General features: G+C 62.5%; 20 protein-coding genes and 1 tRNA gene. 6 read left to right on the top strand and 15 right to left on the bottom strand.

Annotation, left to right across the window (positions count from 1 at the left end; translation table 11 throughout):
* Positions 1-71: 71 nt before the first annotated feature.
* From EB235_RS00455 to EB235_RS00420, 8 genes are all read right to left on the bottom strand, one after another.
* A complete protein-coding gene (locus EB235_RS00455; RefSeq protein ID WP_032926672.1) occupies positions 72-350 on the bottom strand; it encodes a GCG_CRPN prefix-to-repeats domain-containing protein in 279 nt (92 codons plus the stop codon).
* Between the two features lie 109 nt (positions 351-459).
* Positions 460-915, bottom strand: coding sequence for a periplasmic heavy metal sensor (locus EB235_RS00450; protein WP_027032919.1), 456 nt, complete (start codon positions 913-915; stop codon positions 460-462).
* Positions 912-1,358, bottom strand: a complete 447-nt coding sequence (locus tag EB235_RS00445) for a hypothetical protein (protein ID WP_027032920.1) — start codon at positions 1,356-1,358, stop codon at positions 912-914. The genes EB235_RS00450 and EB235_RS00445 overlap by 4 nt, the downstream gene beginning before the upstream one ends.
* Positions 1,359-1,477: 119 nt before the next feature.
* A complete protein-coding gene (locus EB235_RS00440; protein ID WP_080680917.1) occupies positions 1,478-2,014 on the bottom strand; it encodes an RNA polymerase sigma factor in 537 nt (178 codons plus the stop codon).
* Positions 2,015-2,059: 45 nt separating this feature from the next.
* The gene (locus EB235_RS00435; RefSeq protein ID WP_027032922.1) at positions 2,060-2,503 is read right to left on the bottom strand and encodes an EF-hand domain-containing protein; all 444 of its coding nucleotides are present in this window, start codon (positions 2,501-2,503) and stop codon (positions 2,060-2,062) included.
* A gap of 112 nt (positions 2,504-2,615) precedes the next feature.
* Positions 2,616-2,804 carry a YodC family protein gene (locus EB235_RS00430; protein ID WP_027032923.1) on the bottom strand — a complete coding sequence of 63 codons (189 nt, stop codon included), beginning with the start codon at positions 2,802-2,804 and terminating at the stop codon, positions 2,616-2,618.
* A 92-nt stretch (positions 2,805-2,896) separates the two neighbouring features.
* On the bottom strand, positions 2,897-3,877 hold the full coding sequence (locus EB235_RS00425; RefSeq protein ID WP_155256460.1) for a glycosyltransferase family 8 protein: 981 nt from the start codon (positions 3,875-3,877) through the stop codon (positions 2,897-2,899).
* A 139-nt stretch (positions 3,878-4,016) separates the two neighbouring features.
* The gene (locus EB235_RS00420) at positions 4,017-5,000 is read right to left on the bottom strand and encodes a YihY/virulence factor BrkB family protein (protein WP_027032925.1); all 984 of its coding nucleotides are present in this window, start codon (positions 4,998-5,000) and stop codon (positions 4,017-4,019) included.
* Between the two features lie 334 nt (positions 5,001-5,334).
* On the opposite strand from EB235_RS00420, the gene EB235_RS00415 reads away from it, so the two are divergent.
* The gene (locus EB235_RS00415; protein WP_051429762.1) at positions 5,335-5,637 is read left to right on the top strand and encodes a DUF768 domain-containing protein; all 303 of its coding nucleotides are present in this window, start codon (positions 5,335-5,337) and stop codon (positions 5,635-5,637) included.
* A 5-nt stretch (positions 5,638-5,642) separates the two neighbouring features.
* On the opposite strand, the gene EB235_RS00410 is transcribed toward EB235_RS00415, so the two are convergent.
* Positions 5,643-5,718 (bottom strand) — tRNA-Thr (locus EB235_RS00410).
* A 288-nt stretch (positions 5,719-6,006) separates the two neighbouring features.
* On the opposite strand from EB235_RS00410, the gene EB235_RS00405 reads away from it, so the two are divergent.
* Positions 6,007-7,152, top strand: coding sequence for a hypothetical protein (locus EB235_RS00405; protein ID WP_027032927.1), 1,146 nt, complete (start codon positions 6,007-6,009; stop codon positions 7,150-7,152).
* Positions 7,153-7,171: 19 nt separating this feature from the next.
* Here EB235_RS00405 and EB235_RS00400 read toward each other — a convergent pair whose 3' ends face one another.
* Entirely contained in the window at positions 7,172-8,773 is a 1,602-nt protein-coding gene (locus tag EB235_RS00400; protein WP_027032928.1) for a cisplatin damage response ATP-dependent DNA ligase, read from the bottom strand.
* 4 nt (positions 8,774-8,777) lie between these two features.
* A complete protein-coding gene (locus tag EB235_RS00395; RefSeq protein WP_027032929.1) occupies positions 8,778-9,785 on the bottom strand; it encodes a ligase-associated DNA damage response exonuclease in 1,008 nt (335 codons plus the stop codon).
* 105 nt (positions 9,786-9,890) lie between these two features.
* Here EB235_RS00395 and EB235_RS00390 point away from each other — a divergent pair, with 105 nt between their 5' ends.
* The 4 genes from EB235_RS00390 (at position 9,891) to EB235_RS00375 (ending at position 12,713) form a co-directional block, all read left to right on the top strand.
* Positions 9,891-10,808 carry a class I SAM-dependent DNA methyltransferase gene (locus EB235_RS00390; RefSeq protein WP_027032930.1) on the top strand — a complete coding sequence of 306 codons (918 nt, stop codon included), beginning with the start codon at positions 9,891-9,893 and terminating at the stop codon, positions 10,806-10,808.
* A 149-nt stretch (positions 10,809-10,957) separates the two neighbouring features.
* Complete coding sequence (locus tag EB235_RS00385) at positions 10,958-11,317, top strand: hypothetical protein (protein ID WP_027032931.1); 360 nt, start codon at positions 10,958-10,960, stop codon at positions 11,315-11,317.
* Positions 11,318-11,376: 59 nt separating this feature from the next.
* Positions 11,377-11,904: an ATPase AAA gene (locus EB235_RS00380; protein WP_027032932.1), complete on the top strand. Its 528-nt coding sequence runs from the start codon at positions 11,377-11,379 to the stop codon at positions 11,902-11,904.
* Between the two features lie 251 nt (positions 11,905-12,155).
* A complete protein-coding gene (locus tag EB235_RS00375) occupies positions 12,156-12,713 on the top strand; it encodes a cytochrome b (protein ID WP_051429881.1) in 558 nt (185 codons plus the stop codon).
* Positions 12,714-12,722: 9 nt separating this feature from the next.
* Here EB235_RS00375 and EB235_RS00370 read toward each other — a convergent pair whose 3' ends face one another.
* From EB235_RS00370 to EB235_RS00355, 4 genes are read right to left on the bottom strand one after another with little or no spacing between them, the layout of a single operon-like run.
* Complete coding sequence (locus EB235_RS00370; protein ID WP_027032934.1) at positions 12,723-13,664, bottom strand: 2-hydroxyacid dehydrogenase; 942 nt, start codon at positions 13,662-13,664, stop codon at positions 12,723-12,725.
* 29 nt (positions 13,665-13,693) lie between these two features.
* Positions 13,694-15,325 (bottom strand): ABC transporter ATP-binding protein, encoded by a 1,632-nt coding sequence (locus EB235_RS00365; RefSeq protein ID WP_027032935.1) that lies wholly within the window; start codon positions 15,323-15,325, stop codon positions 13,694-13,696.
* A complete protein-coding gene (locus EB235_RS00360) occupies positions 15,322-16,467 on the bottom strand; it encodes an ABC transporter permease (protein WP_027032936.1) in 1,146 nt (381 codons plus the stop codon). Before EB235_RS00360 ends, EB235_RS00365 begins: the two co-directional genes overlap by 4 nt.
* Positions 16,467-17,561 (bottom strand): microcin C ABC transporter permease YejB, encoded by a 1,095-nt coding sequence (locus EB235_RS00355; RefSeq protein ID WP_027032937.1) that lies wholly within the window; start codon positions 17,559-17,561, stop codon positions 16,467-16,469. Before EB235_RS00355 ends, EB235_RS00360 begins: the two co-directional genes overlap by 1 nt.
* Between the last annotated feature and the right edge of the window lie 30 nt (positions 17,562-17,591).

The following is a 17,591-nucleotide window of genomic DNA, read 5'->3' as shown; positions in this document are numbered from 1 at the left end:
AAGCCCGTTCGAGCCGTTTCGTGCCTGTTCAACTGGGGACGTGGGGGCCGGCGCGGCCGGCCCCGTAGCCTTTACCAGTGATGCCAGCGATGCCAGTGGTGATGCGGATGCCAGACGTAGAAGGCGGGGCCGGGCCCATAGTAATAGTGCGGGTAGACCACCACACGGTTGGGGACACAGCGGCCCCAGTGATTGGGATGCCAGCCAGGCCCGCAACCCCAGGCGACGTGCTCGACCAGCGCCGGGCCGGCAAGCGGCGCCAGCGGCATTGCCGAGGATGCCGCAACCGTAGCAACCGTTCCGGTCACCGCGAGAGCGGCGGTGATCGCGTATTTTGTCAGATAGTTCATGACCATGCTCCGAAGTTGTCCGAGATTGAAAACCTGTCGGTGCCAGATGGTCCGGCAGGTTCTGCCCTTCATTCGTTAAACGGGTGCAGTCGGTGTTTTCCGTCGGTCGTCACGGTGATTTTTTTGGCGTCGCTGACGGCTGCGTCCCGCTGCGTCTAGCGAGGCCCTCCGCCAGCACGCTGCGATCGTCGGCCGAACCTGCCGCTGCGAACTCTATGATGCGCTGCTCCAGCCGCGTGCGCACCGTGATGTCGGCATTGCGGGCTCGCTCCAGCGCCGCTGCCAGGGCCACGGTGTCGATGACGGGCTGCCGCAGCAAATCCGCCGCCTCGCGCCTGGCCTGCTGGCCGTCGAGGATGATGTCGTGCGACTCGCGGCGCACTTCGCGCAGCGCCTTGCGAAACAGCATGCGCTGCTGGTCGGGAAGCCGGCCGCCGGCCGCTTCCAGCGAAGTGCCCTGGCCCGATTTGCCGCTTCTTATCCAGACAGCCCCTCCGGCAAGCGCACCGGCCAGGAAGACATTCAGCACCACCGACGCGATGAGGAGGTTACGGCCTGTGCTCATAGGTCTTCCTCGATCGTGTCGGGTCCGACATCGCCGAACGCTGTCGCATTGGCATCGAGCACATAATGGTCGGGCGGGACCTCGGGCGTGACGACGGTCACCAGGGCCAGTCCGGCGATGGCGCCGGCCAGGCCAATACCGGCAAGTCCCAGGCCCAGCCACCAGAACCGCTGGCGTCGGCGCTGGACGAGGTGCCGGTTGGCGGTCCGCAAGATCGTGTCGTGCAGCGCCCTGCCGGGGTGCTGGACGCTGTGGCTGTCAAGCAAGGTGTCAAGCGTGCCGGCATGCCGCAAAATGGCCTGGCCCGCCTCGTTTGAAGCAAAGGCCGTGGCAGCTTTGCGCTCCGCTTCCGGCCAGCGCCGCAAATCGCCGCCATAGGCTTCGGCGAGCGCCGCGAAACGCCTGGCATCCATTGCCGGTCCGTCTTCAGTATCCTCAGCCATTTGTCTTCCCCTTGCCCATTGGTGCCGCGTGCCCACGCGGTTTGGAAACGCGACAAACCGGCCCCCAGCCGGCGCTTGCAAGGCGCGATGAATGCCTGGCATTGATGGTCGCGCTCTTCTCAGTCATGGACGCCGTCCTTGGCCAGGATCATCTGCAAGGCCCGACGGCCGCGCGAAAGCAGGCTCTCCAGCGCATCGACGCTGATCTCGAGCGTTGCGGCCGCCTCTATGTTGGACATCTCCTGGTAGTAGACCAGGATGATCGCCTCGCGTTGGCGCGGCGCGATTGCCTGCAAGGCCTGCTCGATCCGATGCGGCTCTTCGCCGGCGTCGGGAAGCGGGGCAGGGTCGACCATTTCCGGTAATTCGTCTGTCACCCATTCGCGGCGCCGGCGCAGCCGGTCGTAGCACAAATTGAGTGTCACCCGGTGGATCCAGCTGTCGAAGCGCGCATTGCCGCGCCGCCAGCTCGAGGCATGACGCCAGATACGCACAAAGGTTTCCTGCGCGACGTCCTCGGCCTCCGCCGCGTCGCCCAACATGCGCACGGCAAGCGAAAGGATGCGCGGCAGCTTGCGCGCGACCAGCGCCTGCACCGCCGCGGGATCGCCAGCACCGACCCGACGAACAAGCTCCTCGTCCGGATCGGCGCTCATCGGCTGGCGCACTCCCGATATCCATTACGCGTCATAGCCTCTTGGTCATTGCGCCGGCTTGAGAGCGGATTTGTGACTTGGCATCTCGTCCGGCGTCAGCACGCCATCGCCATTCTTGTCCAACTTGGCGAAGCGCTTGGCGAAAAAGGCATCGAGTTCTGCGCGATCGATGAAGCCGTCATGGTTCGAATCGATCCGCGCGAAGGATTTGGCGGGGTCACCCTTGGCGCCGCGCTTGGCCTGGAAGGCCTCCCACTCCAACAGGCTGATCTTGCCGTCGCCGTCGGTGTCGGCGGCCATGATCGCCTTCTCCCGCCGTTTCTGAAACTTGGCCAGCGTGAGTTCCGACTTGGCCTTTGGCGCGGCCGGGGCTGTGGCAGGGGGCGTGGCAGCGGGGGGCGTGGTGACCGGAGGCTGTGTCGCTGTCTGGGCGAGAGCCGCAACGGTCAGCAGACTCAAGGCAGCGGCAAGGATCAAACGGTTTTTCATGCTTCGGCGTCTCCGGTTGGCGCGTTGGCCACGGCCTTGCCATGGTCACGCTTCAACCGTTAAACGCCGCAACGGGGGAAATCCGTCGGTCGCCTGGGTCGATCGCCCCGATTTACGTCGATTGGTCGGCGGCTACCAACTGTTCCGACTTGAAGCCCGCATGCTGCGGGGTCCACACGTCGCCATCCTTGTTGAACCAGTGGCAGAGATACATGCCGGAAGCGGCGCCATCGCTGACCGTCATCTTCGGGCCTCCCGACTTCAGCTTGACGACGTCTCCGGTCTTGAAAGTGTTGGGCATTTTGGACCTCCCGTGCTGAGGCCAAGGAGTGTCCCACCAAACCCCGGTCTCGACAATGCCGGATATGATTTGCCGGCCTTGTACGCGCGCTGTTAGGTATAGCCCGCCGCCTTCTCCGGATACTGCACGGCCAGGAGCTCCTGATCCGCATGGGATGCGAACAAATCATTGGTCTTGATGGCATCGAAACGCGATCGCCGTTTCAGCTTTTCGTCCTTGGTCAGAAAGCCGATCAACGGATCGAACGTCCGGCCGAACCGCTTGATGAAATTCCCGACATGAGAGGCATGCCGGTCGAAGCGAGGTGACCATGGCGTCCCCTTCGCCAGCCCGCGATAGATGGCCAAGGCTTCCGCCTCGACACCAAGGGGCTTGTCCGACCATGGCTTTCCCCAGCTGAAATGCCGGGCATAGGCTTGGTGGAAGGGAATCTGGCCGCTGAAATTGGTCATCACATTCCAGGCAGGGTGCATGGTTTGCCATTGCCCTTCAAAGGCAACATTCAGGGCATCCTGATCGAAGGCCTGGCAGAGCTCGGGGTGGTCGACGGCAAATCGCCGGGAACTGGCCAAAAAGCCACCGCTTCGCACCAACGGCATGTTGAACACCAGCACGCCGGAATTGAACTTGGGGGCACCCGGCCGCAAGGGCAGCCTTCGCCGATAGGTCATGTCGAAATAGGACGGAATATCATGTGCGGCGAGAAGCGGCGCCTTCAGTCCGGTATCGGCCAAATCCATGATCGAGCGGTTGAAAAGGATATCGCAGTCCACATAGACAATGCGGTCATAGGACGCGAACTCAGGCAATTCGTCGGCAAAAAGGCGAATGTAGGCGGAAAGCCCAAGCCTGCCATTCTTTGCGGCGAAGTCGGACAGGTACGTTGAAACGTCGATAAGGCTGATCCGGTCACCGAGCAGCTTTCGCGCGATTTCGAGGTCGTCGCGGCCGACGCCCATCTGCAGGATGAACCCGTCGATCGGGATAGAGACATCGGTTATGCGCAGTGCCGCGAGACAGGCATACGGGAAGTAGTTGCTGTCCGCGGCGAGGAAGAAACACGACTTTGGCAAGCTGACCAACCCCGTCTGGCATCGTGCATATCGCTGTGCGTTGGACGAGAGTCAAGCTGCACGCATTATCCGCATTGCAGCAGCACCATGCGCGGGACGCTGCAGTAGCCGTTCGTACGGACTGTTGTGCAGCGAGACATCAATCCGCGATCTTGCCCAACGTGTCAGCAACGACAGCGCCGCGCTTGCCCATCGGCCGGGCCGGACCGGTGGTCGAATCGACGGCCGTCTGATGCTCCATCTCGGCATTGATGGCCGCGCCGGCGATGAGGATGATGACCGAAATCCACGTCCACATCATCAGGCCGACAACCGCGCCCAGCGACCCGTATGTGGCGTTGTAGTTGGCAAAATGCTGTAGGTAGAACGAGAACAGCCAGGAAGCCGCAATCCACGCCACCGTCGCAATCAAGGCGCCCCAACTCAGCCATCGCCATTTCGCGTGTTCGCGGCTCGGCCCGAAGCGATAGAGCAGGGAAATGCCGGTCAGCATGGCGCCGACCAGGATTGGCCATCTCGATACAGTGACAAGCGTTTCCGTCCAGGCATCGAGATAGAAATAGCGCAAAAGCGCTGGAACGACGCCCACCGTCAGCAACATCACCATACCGATCAGCAGCGCTCCCACCGTGAACAGGATCGACCTCAGGTTGAGCATGAGGAAACTGCGTTTCTCGCGCTCCTCATAGGCGATGTTCATGGCATCGAAAAGCGCCTTCATCCCGCTGTTGGCGCTCCACAGCGCGATGCCAAGGCCAACAAAGAAACCGGTGCCGAGAGTGCCGGACTTCTGCCTCGCCAGGGCCTGCAACTGATCGCGAATGAGGTCGAGCCCGCCCGACGGCAGCAATCCGCTGAGATAGGCGACATGATCGGCAACCGTGACCGGATCCGCGACAAAGCCGTAGATCGAGATGAACGCGGCGAGCGCCGGGAACAGCGCCAACAGCAGGTAGAAGGTGGCTCCGGCTGCGACCAGCAGGACCCGGTCCTTGTTGAATTCTTCCCAGAGCCGCCAGAAGATATCTTTCCAGCCAAGTGCCGGGATTTCTGACGGCCACGCCGCGTCGCGCCCACGGTCTCCGGGCTCGGACCGCAGGATCGCCTTATCGTCCTGCGTCATTGACGCGGCGCGACTGACCGCTTCTCCATCGATCAACGAGGATCGCGTGCCTGCGGGCTGCGGGCTCCGTGTCGCCTTCGAAGCCACGCGGCGCTCCTTACTCAATGTCGACTGGAGTGCTGGATGCCTCGCCCATCATAGCCCCGCTCCTTGCTCGGAAAGATATCCAAAGCGTGTCCAGTAACGCTGCGAAACGACGAACTGTTCCCGCGATGCAGAGTTGGCACCCTCGGAACTGAGAACTCGACACGAGAGACAGTGATTTTTCGTCAGCCCGATGCATCTTTTGACGACCCATGAACGTTGCAACCCAGTCCATTTTGAGGTGAGTCCCATGAAGGCATTGACCAAGGATGATCTAAAAACCGAGGCGGACCTTTCGGAAGACGCCGACCTCATCGTCAACCGAACCGGCCACTTTGTGGAAGATTGGATCGAGGAGCACGTCGTCGAACAACCGACCCGGGTCCTCGCTGGGGTCGACGTGGCGCAGGAACTTGCCACTCAGTGCATCGCCGATGCGAAAGATAAAGGCATCGCGGCTGAGGACATTCAAGAGGAGGTCGGTGACCTCAGGGAATACATCGCCGAGGCAATTGATGAGGAAGGTGGATCACTCGGGTCGGCAAAGGTCTGAATTTTTGGTGCCGCTTAGGTGACTCGAACACCTGACCCCATCATTACGAATGATGTGCTCTACCAACTGAGCTAAAGCGGCCCGGGAGGCCAGAGCCTCCAAGATGGGCTGGGTGATAGACTCAACCGGCCGCGAATTCAAGATGCGACTTGGCAAATCATGCACGAACGCCCGCCGCTATCGAAACCAGGGTTTGTGCGTCCCTCCACGCTGGAATCGCCGACATAGTCCGATTTTGTTTGCCGGAACATCGCCAAGATGGACTTTGGAGGGCCCAACGAGGCAGAATGCGCCGCCCGCCCGTTGATTGATTGGTCGCCTACGGCTAACCATCAGGGAAGGTTGGGGCAATTTGCAGAGGGACCTCGCTTGGACGCGATCGAAAAAGCGATCCGGAACGCCTTGGAGAAGGGCAATGCCGAGGACCGCGCGTTCCGCGAGAGGGTCTATCGGTCGGCCTTTGCCGCGCTCGACCGTGCGCTCCAGGCCAATCCCGGTGTGACCGTGGAAGTCGCCATCAAGCGCCGCAAGGCGATCCAGGAGAAGATCACCGAAATCGAATCCGAGTTCCTGCCGGCGGTGCCGGATGTCGGCCCGCAGGTCGATGCACCGGCGGCCGGGTCTTCGGCCACTGCGGCGCCCGCGATCGAGATCGGCCAGAAGACGCCATCGCCCGCTGTCGCTGTCGACGGACCCGGGCAACCCGCATCCGACGCGCCGCGCTCGCGCGTGCTGCCGGTCGTTCCCGACATCATGCCGGACGCGACCCTGCCTGGTGCGCCGGCGATCGACATGTCCACGCCTGCCGCCACGGGAGTTGCGAGCGAAGTGGCCCCCGATCGCGATGAGCGCCGCATTCGCGGACGCCGCCTGCCGCTGACCGCCATCTTCTTGACGGTGACGCTGCTTGCGGCGATCGGCATCGGCGTGTTCTTTGCCATACAGACCGGCGTGTTCAAGACAGCGGCGCAGCTCGACACGGCACCGCCGGAGGCGCCGCCAACCGTCGAAGGCGACGATTTCACGCCGGCCGACGGCGCCAACGCGCCGGCAAAGCCTGGTGCTGCGGACCAGTCGCGCGACTGGATCAACGTGTTTTCACCGACCGACCCGACGCATGTCGCCGCCCCCTCGGATGCCAAGGCCGAGGTGATGAAGGACGACGGCGGGCCGTTCCTGCGCATTCAGTCCGGCCCCTCCGGTTCGGCGGTCGCTTTCGATGTCGGGCAGGGTGTGCTGGAGAAGCTCGCCGGCAAGCACGCCGTGTTCGATATCATCGCTCGCGCCGAGGACGGCAAGGACACGCAGATCTCCGTCGACTGCAATTTTGGTGAACTCGGCGATTGCGGCCGCAAGCGCTACGCCGTCGGCCAGCAACGCAACGAATATCTGTTCGACGTGCAATTCCCAGACAAGCATCCGGGTTCGGCGGGAACGATCGCCGTCAATTCCGATTTCGACAAGCAGGGCAAGGCGATCAACATCTACGAGATTCGCGTCTCGATCGAGCCGTAAGGACGTCCGCCTCGGGCGTCTAGCGGTCGAGCAGCGCCTGCAGGGTCTCGATGCGGTCGGCCTCGTTGGCCGGCTTGTCCCAGCGCAGCCGTGAAATGCGGGGGAAGCGCATGGCGACGCCGGATTTGTGCCGGGTCGAGCGGTTGAGCCCCTCAAAGGCGACTTCCAGTACCAACCCGTTGTTGCGGTCGGCGCGCACTGAGCGTACCGGCCCAAAACGTTCGACGGTGTTGTCACGGACATATTTGTCGATCTGCTTCAGTTCCTCGTCGGTGAAGCCGAAATAGGCCTTGCCGACCGGCACCAGTTCCTCCTCGCCCTCGGGACCGGACCAGACGCCGAACGTGTAATCGGAGTAAAAACTCGATCGCTTGCCATGGCCGCGCTGGGCATACATCAGCACCGCATCCACTGTGTGCGGATCGCGCTTCCACTTGAACCAGGGCCCTTTCGGCCGGCCGGCGACATAGGGCGAATCCCAGCGCTTCAGCATCACGCCTTCGATGATCGGGTGCGGCGGTGCGCGGCGCAGCGCCTCCAGCGCCTGCCAGTCCGTGAAGGTGACGAAGGGCGACAGGTCGAAACGGCTCGGGTCGAGCGTTTTGACGAAGGCTTCGAGGCGGCCACGCCGTTCGCGAAACGATAATCCGCGAAGGTCTTCGTCGCCGATCTGAAGCAGGTCGTAGCAGCGCATGAAAGCTGGATATTGCTGCTGCATCTTCGGTGTCACCGTCTTGCGGTTCAGCCGCTGCTGCAGGTCGGAGAAGGTTCTTGTCGCCTCTCGCGGATCGCCGACGAGCAATTCACCGTCCAGCGTCGCGGAAAAATTCATCGCGTCGGCGAGGTCGGGAAAGGCGCCGGAGACATCGTCGCCGGTGCGCGAATAGAGCCGGCGGATGCCGCCTTCCGCCACCGCCTGGACGCGGATGCCGTCCCATTTCCATTCGGCGGCGTAGTCGGCCGGATCGAGTTTTTCGAGATCGCCGTCGCCGACCGGATTCGACAGCATCACCGGCCTGAACAGCGCCAATGCCGTATTCCGGGGTTTGTCGGCCTTGCCCTCCAGCCACGCGAACAGCGCCGTGTAGGGCGGTGACAGCCCGTGCCAGAGTTCCTCGATCTCGGCGACGTCGACCTTGCCGAAATCCGCCAGTGCCTGTTTGGCGAGCCGTGCCGACACGCCGATGCGCAGGCCGCCGGTGACCAGCTTGATGATGGCAAAGCGCGACGAGATGCTGGCACTGTCAAGCAACCCCGCCAGCACCTTCGGTCCGTCCGAGCGGCTTGCCGCCTGCAGTTTTGCGACGACCTCGCCGAGCGTCGGTTCACGGTTGGGAATGTGTCCCGGCGTTTGCGGCCAGACCAGCGACACTGTCTCGGCGAGATCGCCGACGTAATCGTAGGAATAGCCGAACAGCACCGTGTCCATGCGTTCGGTGACCAGAGTACGCAGCATCGCCGGCTTGATCGCGGCGATATTGAGATCGCCGGTGATGGCGGCCAGCGCCAGGCCGCGATCCGGGTCTTCGACGGTGCGGAAATAGTCGACCAGCAGCGTCAGCTTGCCGTTGCGCGACGGGGTCAGCACCAGGCGGTCGAGGAGTTCGGCGAAGCGGTTCATGCCCTCAGTCGCCCTCGTCCTCATAGCCCACCAGATGCAGCGGCCGGGCGGCGATGCCTTCCAGCTCACACCAGCGCACCAGCGCCTCCTCACGGCCATGTGTGACCCAGATTTCCTCGGCCTCGGTCTCCTTGATGGTGGCGGTGAGTTCGTCCCAGTCGGCATGGTCCGAGATGATCAGCGGCAGCTCGACGCCACCTTGCTTGGCGCGCTGGCGGATGCGCATCCAGCCCGACGCGAAGCACGAGATCGGGTCGGGAAAGCGTCGCGCCCAGCGGTCGGCGAAGGCTGATGGCGGGCCTACCACGATGGCGCCGGCGAAATCTTGCTTGCCGCCCTCCACCGTCGCCGGCAAGAGTATCCCCAGATCGATGCCCTGGCTCTGATAATACTCGCTGAGCCTGGCCAGCGCGCCATGAATGTAGAGCGGCTTGTCGTAGCCGGCGTCGCGCAACAGCCGCATCACACGCTGCGCCTTGCCCAGCGCATAGGCGCCGACCAGATGCGAGCGTTCGGGAAACTGCGCCGCCGATTTCAGCAGGCGGGCGATCTCTTCCGTATCCGGTGGGTGGCGAAACACCGGCAGGCCGAAAGTCGCCTCGGTGATGAACACGTCGCAGCGGATCGGCTCGAACGGCGCGCAGGTCGCATCCTTGCGCCTCTTGTAGTCGCCAGAGGCGACGATGCGCATACCCTGACGCTCGACCGATATCTGCGCCGAGCCCAGCACATGGCCGGCAGGATGGAAGCTGACGCTGACGCCGTCGAGGGCGATGGTCTCGCCGAGGCGTGCTGCTTGGGTGGTTCCGGCGAAATCCTCGCCATAGCGCAGACCCATAATGTCGAGCGTCTGCCGCGTCGCCAGCACCGAGCGGTGCCCGGAACGCGCATGGTCGGAATGGCCGTGTGTGATCAGCGCCCGGTTCACCGGCCGCACCGGGTCGATGAAGAAGTCGCCCGGCGGGCAATAAAGGCCCTCGGGCCGGGGATGAAGCAGGTCGCTGGCGCGCATTATCTAGAGATAGGATATAATTCCGCGGCGGGAAGCCTGTTGTCAGAGACTGCTGACTCCCGCATACAGCATCGCCGGTTCCATCCGCCGGCAGGACCCATCGCCATGAAACCGCTTCAGGCCTCGTCCGGCGACTTGAACGCTGACCGCCGCGCCGACTATGCCGAGATGCTGCATGCCGATGGCGATCACGCGGCGGCGGCGGAATTGCTGCTCGGTGCTCTGGAACTCACCCCGCAATGGGCGATGGGCTGGTTCCGCCTTGGCGAAATGCAGCAAGCGGCGGGTGCGCAGGATCTGGCCGCGCAGGCATGGACGGTGTCGCTGCAACTCGATCCGACGGATCGTCAGGGTGCTGCGCTGAACCTGCAATTGATCGGCAAGGCGCCGGCGTCCGACGCGCTCCCCAGCGCTTTCGTCGAGACACTGTTCGACCATTATGCCGAGAGCTTCGATGAGTCACTGGTCGACAGACTGGGTTACCGGCTGCCTGGGTTGCTGGATCGAGCCATTCGAACGGCAAGGCCGGGTCGCTTCCCGCTGGCGCTCGATCTCGGCTGCGGCACCGGCCTGATGGGGCAGAGGCTCCGGCCGATTGCCGACCGGCTGGAAGGCTATGACATTTCGACTGGAATGCTGAAGCAGGCGCGGGCCAAGGGCATCTATGATTTCCTCGGCAAGGCCGATCTGCGGGATTTCTCCTATGCCGGCCCGAAAGCCGAGCTGGTGACAGTGGCCGACGTCTTCATCTATGTCGGCGCGCTCGACGGCATGGTGAAGACGATTGCCGGCTTGCTTGCCGGGGATGGCCTGTTCGCCTTTTCCGTCGAAAAATTGGGCGGCAGCGGCGATTTCGTGTTGCGGCCATCGCGCCGTTACGCGCATTCGGAAACCTATGTGCGTGAAATCCTGGCCGCCAACGGGTTTTCGATCCTATCCTTGGAAACAACCGTGATCCGGCAGGATCGTCGGGAACCCGTCGACGGGCTGGTCGTTGTGGCCGGGAAAGTCCACGCAGCCTGAAGCGTTCACAATCGGGCCAATGCGGCGATGCTTCCTGCCCCAAAGGGGTATTGTCCCATCAGTATCTGCTAAGCATCTGCTGCGAAAAAGCCCGAATCGCGTGCGCGGGTAAAACGGGGCGCGCGAGATATCAGGAGGGAGCATATCAGATGCGCTGGAACATGATGATCTTGGCCTCTTGCCTGGCAACCGCTGGCTGCGTCGGCAATTCGATGTCCGAGCGGCAGGACGCCAACATTGAGTCCTCGCTGCAATATGACAGCGTGCCGTGCCCTCAGTTGCTGGCGCAGCGCAATGGGTTGGCGCAGCAGAACAACCTTCCAGTGACTGCGAAACCGGCCTTCAACAATCCCGCGATGGGTTTCGGCCCGTTCACGCCCGACATGCGCTCCAAGGCCCAGCGCGACAGCGACAAGGCGTCAGGCGAGATCGATGCCATGAACCGGTCGATCGAGCGCCGCGACTGCGGCAAGCCGGACAAGCAGAAGAAGTTCACTCTGCCCGGCTAAGACAGGCCGCTCCAGAAACTTGTTGGCGCCAAGCTGCATCCTTGTACGGGCAACATCGGATGAATCTTTCGGATCTTGGAAACCGCATATGCATCCTGGGGCCGTCCAACAGCGGCAAGTCGACCCTGGCCGACGCGATTGCCCGCAAGCGTGGCCTGGAGCCTGTTCACCTCGATCTGCTTCATCACCTGCCCAACACGGACTGGGAACCGCGTCCCAAGTCCGAATTCATTGCCTTGCATGACGCCGCGATTGCCGGCGAACGTTGGGTGATGGATGGAAACTACTCGAACTGCATGCCGCAACGGTTTCAGCGGGCGACGGGGCTGATCCTGCTGGACATCTCCACGCCGGCAAGCCTGCTGCGTTATTTCAGGCGAACCCTGTTCGAGAAGGAGAGGCGCGGCGCCCTGGCGGGCGGACGCGACAGCGTCAAATGGGACATGATCCACCACATCGCCGTGACCACGCCGAAGAACCGCCAGAGATACCAGGCGATGTTCGAGCAGCTCGATCTGCCAAAGCTGCAACTGTCTTCCCTGCACGCGATCAAGAAGTGCTTTCAGGAGTGGGACCTGGCCAGGTAAGAGCCCTTTCCTGATCACCTCTAAGCGGGAACAATTCACCACCATCAAGGCGCGGCGTTCGAGGCCAACTCGAAACGACGCGAAAGGCACGAGGCGCTATGTGGGCCACCAGGCCCTGGCGTTTCTTACAGAATATTAACTCGTGCGGCGGACTGCTTAACGCTAATTCCCTCTCCTGAATCACCGGAATGCTTGGCTGCCGAGAGCCACAGGCGACGGCGAAAGACGCCATCGAGAAGGGAAACAAGCGGATGAGCCCAGGGTCTATCGAGGCCATCGCGAACCTGCCGATCCGATACCACTGGGTACAACGGCTCGTACATTGGCTCATGGCAATAGTCATAATCGCGGCTTTGGCGATCGGACTGTACTGCTCCTATCTCGTACCCGGATCGGCCGAACGGCAGTTCTTGCTGGACATTCACAAATCGCTCGGGATGACGGCTCTGGTGCTCATCGTGCTTCGCATACCGCTGCGCGCGATGCTGGGGGAGCCGCGTCGGACGATCGCACCTCCACGGCATGAACGGCTGGCGTCCCACATGGTACACGGCACGCTTTATCTGTTGATGGCGGCGATGCCGGTGTCCGGCTATATCACTTCGGCGTCCGAAGGGCGCAGCTTGCCATGGTTCGGACTGTTCAACTGGCCGAATCTCTTACCGGAAAATCGACATACAGGGCGCTTGCTGGCGACGGTTCATCACTACGGCGCCTATGTCTTTTTCGCCGCGCTTTCTTTGCACCTGGCCGCGGTCGTTTGGCATCACATCGTCAAACGAGACGAAGTGCTCTCCCGTATGATCTAGCTGGACCAGCTAGTACCCCGCCTTGCGATCCACCAGATTATCGAGCTTTTCGCCACGCTCGAAGGCGTCCATCTGGCGCAGCATGATCGGCGCCAGATGCGTGGGATCGGAGGTCGCCGCGGCGTGCGGCGTCACGAACACTTTCGGATGGCTCCACAGCGGGCTGGTCTTGGGCAACGGTTCGACCTCGAACACGTCGAGGCTCGCCTCCTTCAACGTGCCGTCATCCAGCGCCCGCACGATGTCGGCATCTTTCTGCAGCCGGCCGCGTCCGGCATTGATCAGCACCGAGCCGCCGAGGCCGTTGCGTTTCCGCAATTCCTTCAGCACGCCGTAGTTGATGATGCCTTGCGTGTCCGGCGTCAGCGGCAACAGCACGACCAAGATATCGGTCGCCTTAAGGAAGGGGATCAGTCCGGCCTCGCCGGCATAGGTTGCAACCCCTTGCATCGGCCGTTCGTTGCGCGACCAGCCATTGACCGCGAAGCCGAGCGACAGAAGCACCGAGGCCGCGGCGCGGCCGAGATTGCCAAGCCCCATAATGCCGACTGAGATGTCGCCGGCCGGCCTCTGCGGCGGCTCGTGCCAGGTCTTCTTCGGCTGCTGTTGTCGGTAGAGCAGGCCCTGGCGATGGTGATCGAGCACCCGCCAGACGACATATTCGGTCATGTACTGGGTGAGGTTGTCGGCGACGACCCGGACGATCGGCACGTCAGGCAGGCCAGGATCGGCGAAGACATGGTCGACGCCGGCGCCGATCGAGAAGATGGCGCGCAGATTGGGCAGCGACGACAACAGGTTCGGCTTCTGCTTCCACACCACCGCATAAGTGATCGACGGATCCTTCGCGCCGTCCGGCTCCAGCACCACCTCGCGCTCGGCCGACAAAAGGTCGCGCCAGCGCTGCGGATGAAAGCCTGTGACGGCAAGCAGGATGCGGCCTTTTTCCATCGCGGTGTTCTGGTCCCTCTTTAAATGGATTACTCGCTGACGATGCCGACCGGTGCCGTCTCGATCTTGAACGCGGCCGAGATCAGCGCCCGAGTATAGTCGGTTTGCGGATTTTCAAAAATCTGCTGGGAAGGCCCGGCTTCGACAATCCTGCCATTGCGCATGACGATAACGTCGTTGGCAAGCGCCCGGATGACCTTGAGGTCATGGCTGATGAAGAGATAGGCGAGGTCGTGCTTGGCTTGCAGATTGCGCAGGAGGTCGACGACCTGCGCCTGCACGCTCATGTCGAGCGCCGATGTCGGCTCGTCCAGCATTACGAAGCGCGGGTTGAGCACCATGGCGCGCGCGATCGCGACACGCTGGCGCTGGCCGCCGGAAAACTCGTGCGGATAACGGTTGCGGGTCGCTGGATCAAGACCGACCTCCTTCAGCACGGCGGCCACCTTGTCATCGCGCTCGTCCGGCGACAGCTTCGGCTCGTGAATCTTGAGCCCTTCCTCGATGATCTCGGCAATCGACATGCGCGGGCTGAGCGATCCGAACGGATCCTGGAAGACGATCTGCAATTCGCGCCTGAGCGGCCGCATGGCGTTGAAGGTGAGCTGGTTGATGTCACGCCCATTGAACTGGATGGTTCCGGTCGACGAGATCATGCGCGCCAGGGCCAGGCCGAGTGTCGTCTTGCCGGAACCGGATTCGCCGACCACGCCCAACGTCTGGCCGGCGCGTACGGTGACATCGATGCCGTCGACCGCCTTCACATTGTCGACGGGGGTTCGGAAAAACCCCTTCTTGATCGGGAACCAGACCTTGATGTCCTTGCCGGTCATGACCGGCTTGGCATCGGCGTTGGCGGCCGGCGGCTTCCCCTTCGGTTCGGCCGCCAGCAGATGCTTGGTATAGGCGTGCTGCGGGTTGGCGAAGATGTCCTTGGTCGGGCCGGTCTCGACGATCTTGCCCTTGGTCATCACGCAGACCCGGTCGGCGATCTTGCGCACGATGCCGAGATCGTGGGTGATGAACAGCATCGACATGCCCTTGCGGCTTTTGAGGCCGGCCAGCAGTTCGAGGATCTGCGCTTGCACGGTCACATCGAGCGCTGTCGTCGGCTCGTCGGCGATCAGCAGTTCCGGTTCGTTGGCCAGCGCCATGGCGATCATCACGCGCTGGCGCTGACCGCCGGAGAGCTGGTGCGGATAGGCATCGAGACGTTTTTCGGGCTCGCGGATACCGACCTCGTTCAGCAGGGCAAGCGTGCGTGCCTTGGCCGGCCGGTCGGCCATGCCCTGATGGAGTTTCAGGATCTCGACGATCTGGTGCTCGATCGTGTGCAGCGGGTTGAGCGAGGTCATCGGCTCCTGGAAGATCATGGTGATCTTGTTGCCGCGCACCTGCCGCAACTGCTTCTCGTTCATGGCCAAGAGGTCGGCGCCCTGGAACAGCATCTTGCCTGAGGGATGGCTGGCGCTGGGATAGGGCAGCAGCTTGAGCACCGACAGCGCCGACACAGATTTGCCGGAACCGGATTCCCCGACCAGCGCCACCGTCTCACCCTTGGCGATATCGAAGGAGATGTGGTCGACGGCAACAGACTGGCCGCCGCCCTGGCTGAAGGCGACGCTGAGATCCTGTACGCTGAGCAGGGGCGCTTCGCTCATCTGAACGTCTTGCGCGGATCGAAGGCATCGCGCGTCGCCTCACCGACAAACACCAGCAGCGACAGCATCAGCGAGATGACGACGAAGCCGGAAATGCCGAGCCACGGCGCATTGAGGTTGCGCTGCGCCTGCTTGAGCAGTTCGCCGAGCGAAGCAGAACCCGGCGGCAGGCCAAAGCCGAGATAGTCGAGCGAGGTCAGTGTCGAGATCGAGCCGGAGAGCAAGAACGGCAGGAAGGTCAATGTCGCCACCATGGCGTTGGGCAGCAAATGCCGGAACATGATGGTGCGGTTGGGCACGCCGAGCGCGCGCGCCGCGTTGACATATTCGAAGTTGCGGGCGCGCAGGAACTCGGCCCGCACGACGCCGACCAGCGCCACCCAGGAGAACAACAGCATCAGGCCGAGCAGGATGAAGAAGCCCGGCGGCAGGATGGCGGCGACGATGAGCAGCAGATAGAGCACCGGGATCGCCGACCAGATTTCGATGAAGCGCTGGAACAGGAGATCGGTCCAGCCGCCGAAATAGCCCTGCAGGGCGCCGGCGCCGACGCCGATCAGGGCCGAGCCGGCGGTCAGGATCAGGCCGAACAGCACCGAAATGCGAAAGCCGTAGATGACCCGTGCCAGCACATCACGCGCCTGGTCGTCGGTGCCGAGCCAGTTCCAGTTGCCGACGATGCAGGCCGGATCCGCAGCGCCTTGCGGATACTGGTTGCAGCGCTTCGTGGCGTCATACTCCCAGGACGGCTTGGCCGGTGCGGCTTCCGGGATGGCGTTGTTGACGGTCTGGTAGGAGTAGCGCACCGGCGGCCAGATCATCCAGCCATGGGTGTTGATCTCGTCCAGGATCACCGGGTCGCGATAGTCGGTGACGGCATAGAAGCCGCCAAATTTTTCCTCGGGGTAGGCAACCAGCACCGGAAACAGGATCTCGCCCTTGTAGGAGGCGATGATCGGCTTGTCGTTGGCGATGAATTCGGCAAACAGCGACAGCACGAACAGGACAAGGAAAATCCACAACGACCAGAAACCGCGCCGGTTGGCCCTGAAATTCTGCAGGCGGCGCTTGTTGAGCGGCGACAGAAATGGCCGTGCGATTCGCTCCGGCACCACTCCGGCGGTAACGCTTGCCTCCGACATCAGACGTCTCTCCGCTCGAAATCGATGCGCGGATCGACCCAGGTGTAGATGAGGTCGGACAGCAATCCGACGAACAGCCCAAGCAGCGAGAAGATGTAGAGATTGGCGAACACGACGGGATAGTCACGCTCGACCACCGAGCGGAAGCCGAGCAGGCCGAGCCCATCGAGCGAAAAGATGTTCTCGATCAAAAGCGAGCCGGTGAAGAAGGCCGAGATGAAGGCACCGGGAAAGCCGGCAATGACGATGAGCATGGCGTTGCGGAAGACATGGCCATAGAGCACCTGTCGTTCCGACAGGCCCTTGGCGCGCGCGGTCACCACATACTGCTTGCGGATCTCTTCCAGGAACGAGTTCTTGGTCAAAAGTGTCGTCGTGGCGAAGGCCGACAGCACCAGCGCCGTCAGTGGCAAGGCCATGTGCCAGAAATAGTCGACGATCTTGGCTGGCCAGGACAACTGGTCCCAATTGTCCGAGACGATGCCGCGCAACGGAAACCAGTCCCAGAACGAGCCGCCAGCAAACAGCACCATCAGCATGATGCCGAACAGGAAGCCCGGAATGGCATAGCCGACAATGACGACGCCGCTCGTCCAGATGTCGAAGGGTGTGCCGTCCTTGACCGCCTTGCGAATGCCGAGCGGGATGGAGATCAGATAGGAAAGAAGCGTGATCCAAAGCCCGATAGAAATCGAAACCGGCATCTTTTCCAGGATCAGGTCGAGCACCGAGATATCGCGGAAATAGCTATTGCCGAAATCGAAGCGCGCATAGTTCCACAGCATCATGCCGAAGCGCTCGAGCGGCGGCTTGTCGAAGCCGAACTGCTTCTCCAGTTTCTTGATGAATTCCGGATCGAGTCCCTGGGCGCCGCGATACTTCGAGCCGACGTCGCCGGCGGCATCGAAATTGGAGCCGCCCGCATCGCCGCCGCCACCGCCGAGCCGGTCGCTGCCACCCTGATTGGTCAGCTTGGCGATGATCTGCTCGACCGGACCGCCCGGCGCGAACTGGATGACGGCGAAAGAGATCGCCATGATGCCGAACAGGGTCGGGATCATCAGCAGGATACGGCGCAGGATATAGGCGCCCATCAGGCTTCATGCCCTCGTTGGACTGCTATC

The sequence above is a fragment of the Mesorhizobium loti R88b genome (assembly GCF_013170845.1).
GTDB classification, from domain to species: domain Bacteria; phylum Pseudomonadota; class Alphaproteobacteria; order Rhizobiales; family Rhizobiaceae; genus Mesorhizobium; species Mesorhizobium loti_B.
Note: the sequence above shows the minus strand (reverse complement) of the source record. Positions and strands in the feature narration are given on the sequence as shown.

What these genes read in the sequence shown, in the direction of transcription:
- EB235_RS00445 (WP_027032920.1), bottom strand. Translation starts at nt 1,358, where the DNA reads ATGGCTGAGGATACTGAAGACGGACCGGCAATGGATGCCAGGCGTTTC.
- EB235_RS00455 (WP_032926672.1), bottom strand. Translation starts at nt 350, where the DNA reads ATGAACTATCTGACAAAATACGCGATCACCGCCGCTCTCGCGGTGACC.
- EB235_RS00375 (WP_051429881.1), top strand. Translation starts at nt 12,156, where the DNA reads ATGAGCCCAGGGTCTATCGAGGCCATCGCGAACCTGCCGATCCGATAC.
- EB235_RS00400 (WP_027032928.1), bottom strand. Translation starts at nt 8,773, where the DNA reads ATGAACCGCTTCGCCGAACTCCTCGACCGCCTGGTGCTGACCCCGTCG.
- EB235_RS00370 (WP_027032934.1), bottom strand. Translation starts at nt 13,664, where the DNA reads ATGGAAAAAGGCCGCATCCTGCTTGCCGTCACAGGCTTTCATCCGCAG.
- EB235_RS00440 (WP_080680917.1), bottom strand. Translation starts at nt 2,014, where the DNA reads ATGAGCGCCGATCCGGACGAGGAGCTTGTTCGTCGGGTCGGTGCTGGC.
- EB235_RS00415 (WP_051429762.1), top strand. Translation starts at nt 5,335, where the DNA reads ATGAAGGCATTGACCAAGGATGATCTAAAAACCGAGGCGGACCTTTCG.
- EB235_RS00435 (WP_027032922.1), bottom strand. Translation starts at nt 2,503, where the DNA reads ATGAAAAACCGTTTGATCCTTGCCGCTGCCTTGAGTCTGCTGACCGTT.
- EB235_RS00395 (WP_027032929.1), bottom strand. Translation starts at nt 9,785, where the DNA reads ATGCGCGCCAGCGACCTGCTTCATCCCCGGCCCGAGGGCCTTTATTGC.
- EB235_RS00385 (WP_027032931.1), top strand. Translation starts at nt 10,958, where the DNA reads ATGCGCTGGAACATGATGATCTTGGCCTCTTGCCTGGCAACCGCTGGC.
- EB235_RS00380 (WP_027032932.1), top strand. Translation starts at nt 11,377, where the DNA reads ATGAATCTTTCGGATCTTGGAAACCGCATATGCATCCTGGGGCCGTCC.
- EB235_RS00360 (WP_027032936.1), bottom strand. Translation starts at nt 16,467, where the DNA reads ATGTCGGAGGCAAGCGTTACCGCCGGAGTGGTGCCGGAGCGAATCGCA.
- EB235_RS00365 (WP_027032935.1), bottom strand. Translation starts at nt 15,325, where the DNA reads ATGAGCGAAGCGCCCCTGCTCAGCGTACAGGATCTCAGCGTCGCCTTC.
- EB235_RS00450 (WP_027032919.1), bottom strand. Translation starts at nt 915, where the DNA reads ATGAGCACAGGCCGTAACCTCCTCATCGCGTCGGTGGTGCTGAATGTC.
- EB235_RS00355 (WP_027032937.1), bottom strand. Translation starts at nt 17,561, where the DNA reads ATGGGCGCCTATATCCTGCGCCGTATCCTGCTGATGATCCCGACCCTG.
- EB235_RS00430 (WP_027032923.1), bottom strand. Translation starts at nt 2,804, where the DNA reads ATGCCCAACACTTTCAAGACCGGAGACGTCGTCAAGCTGAAGTCGGGA.
- EB235_RS00390 (WP_027032930.1), top strand. Translation starts at nt 9,891, where the DNA reads ATGAAACCGCTTCAGGCCTCGTCCGGCGACTTGAACGCTGACCGCCGC.
- EB235_RS00420 (WP_027032925.1), bottom strand. Translation starts at nt 5,000, where the DNA reads ATGACGCAGGACGATAAGGCGATCCTGCGGTCCGAGCCCGGAGACCGT.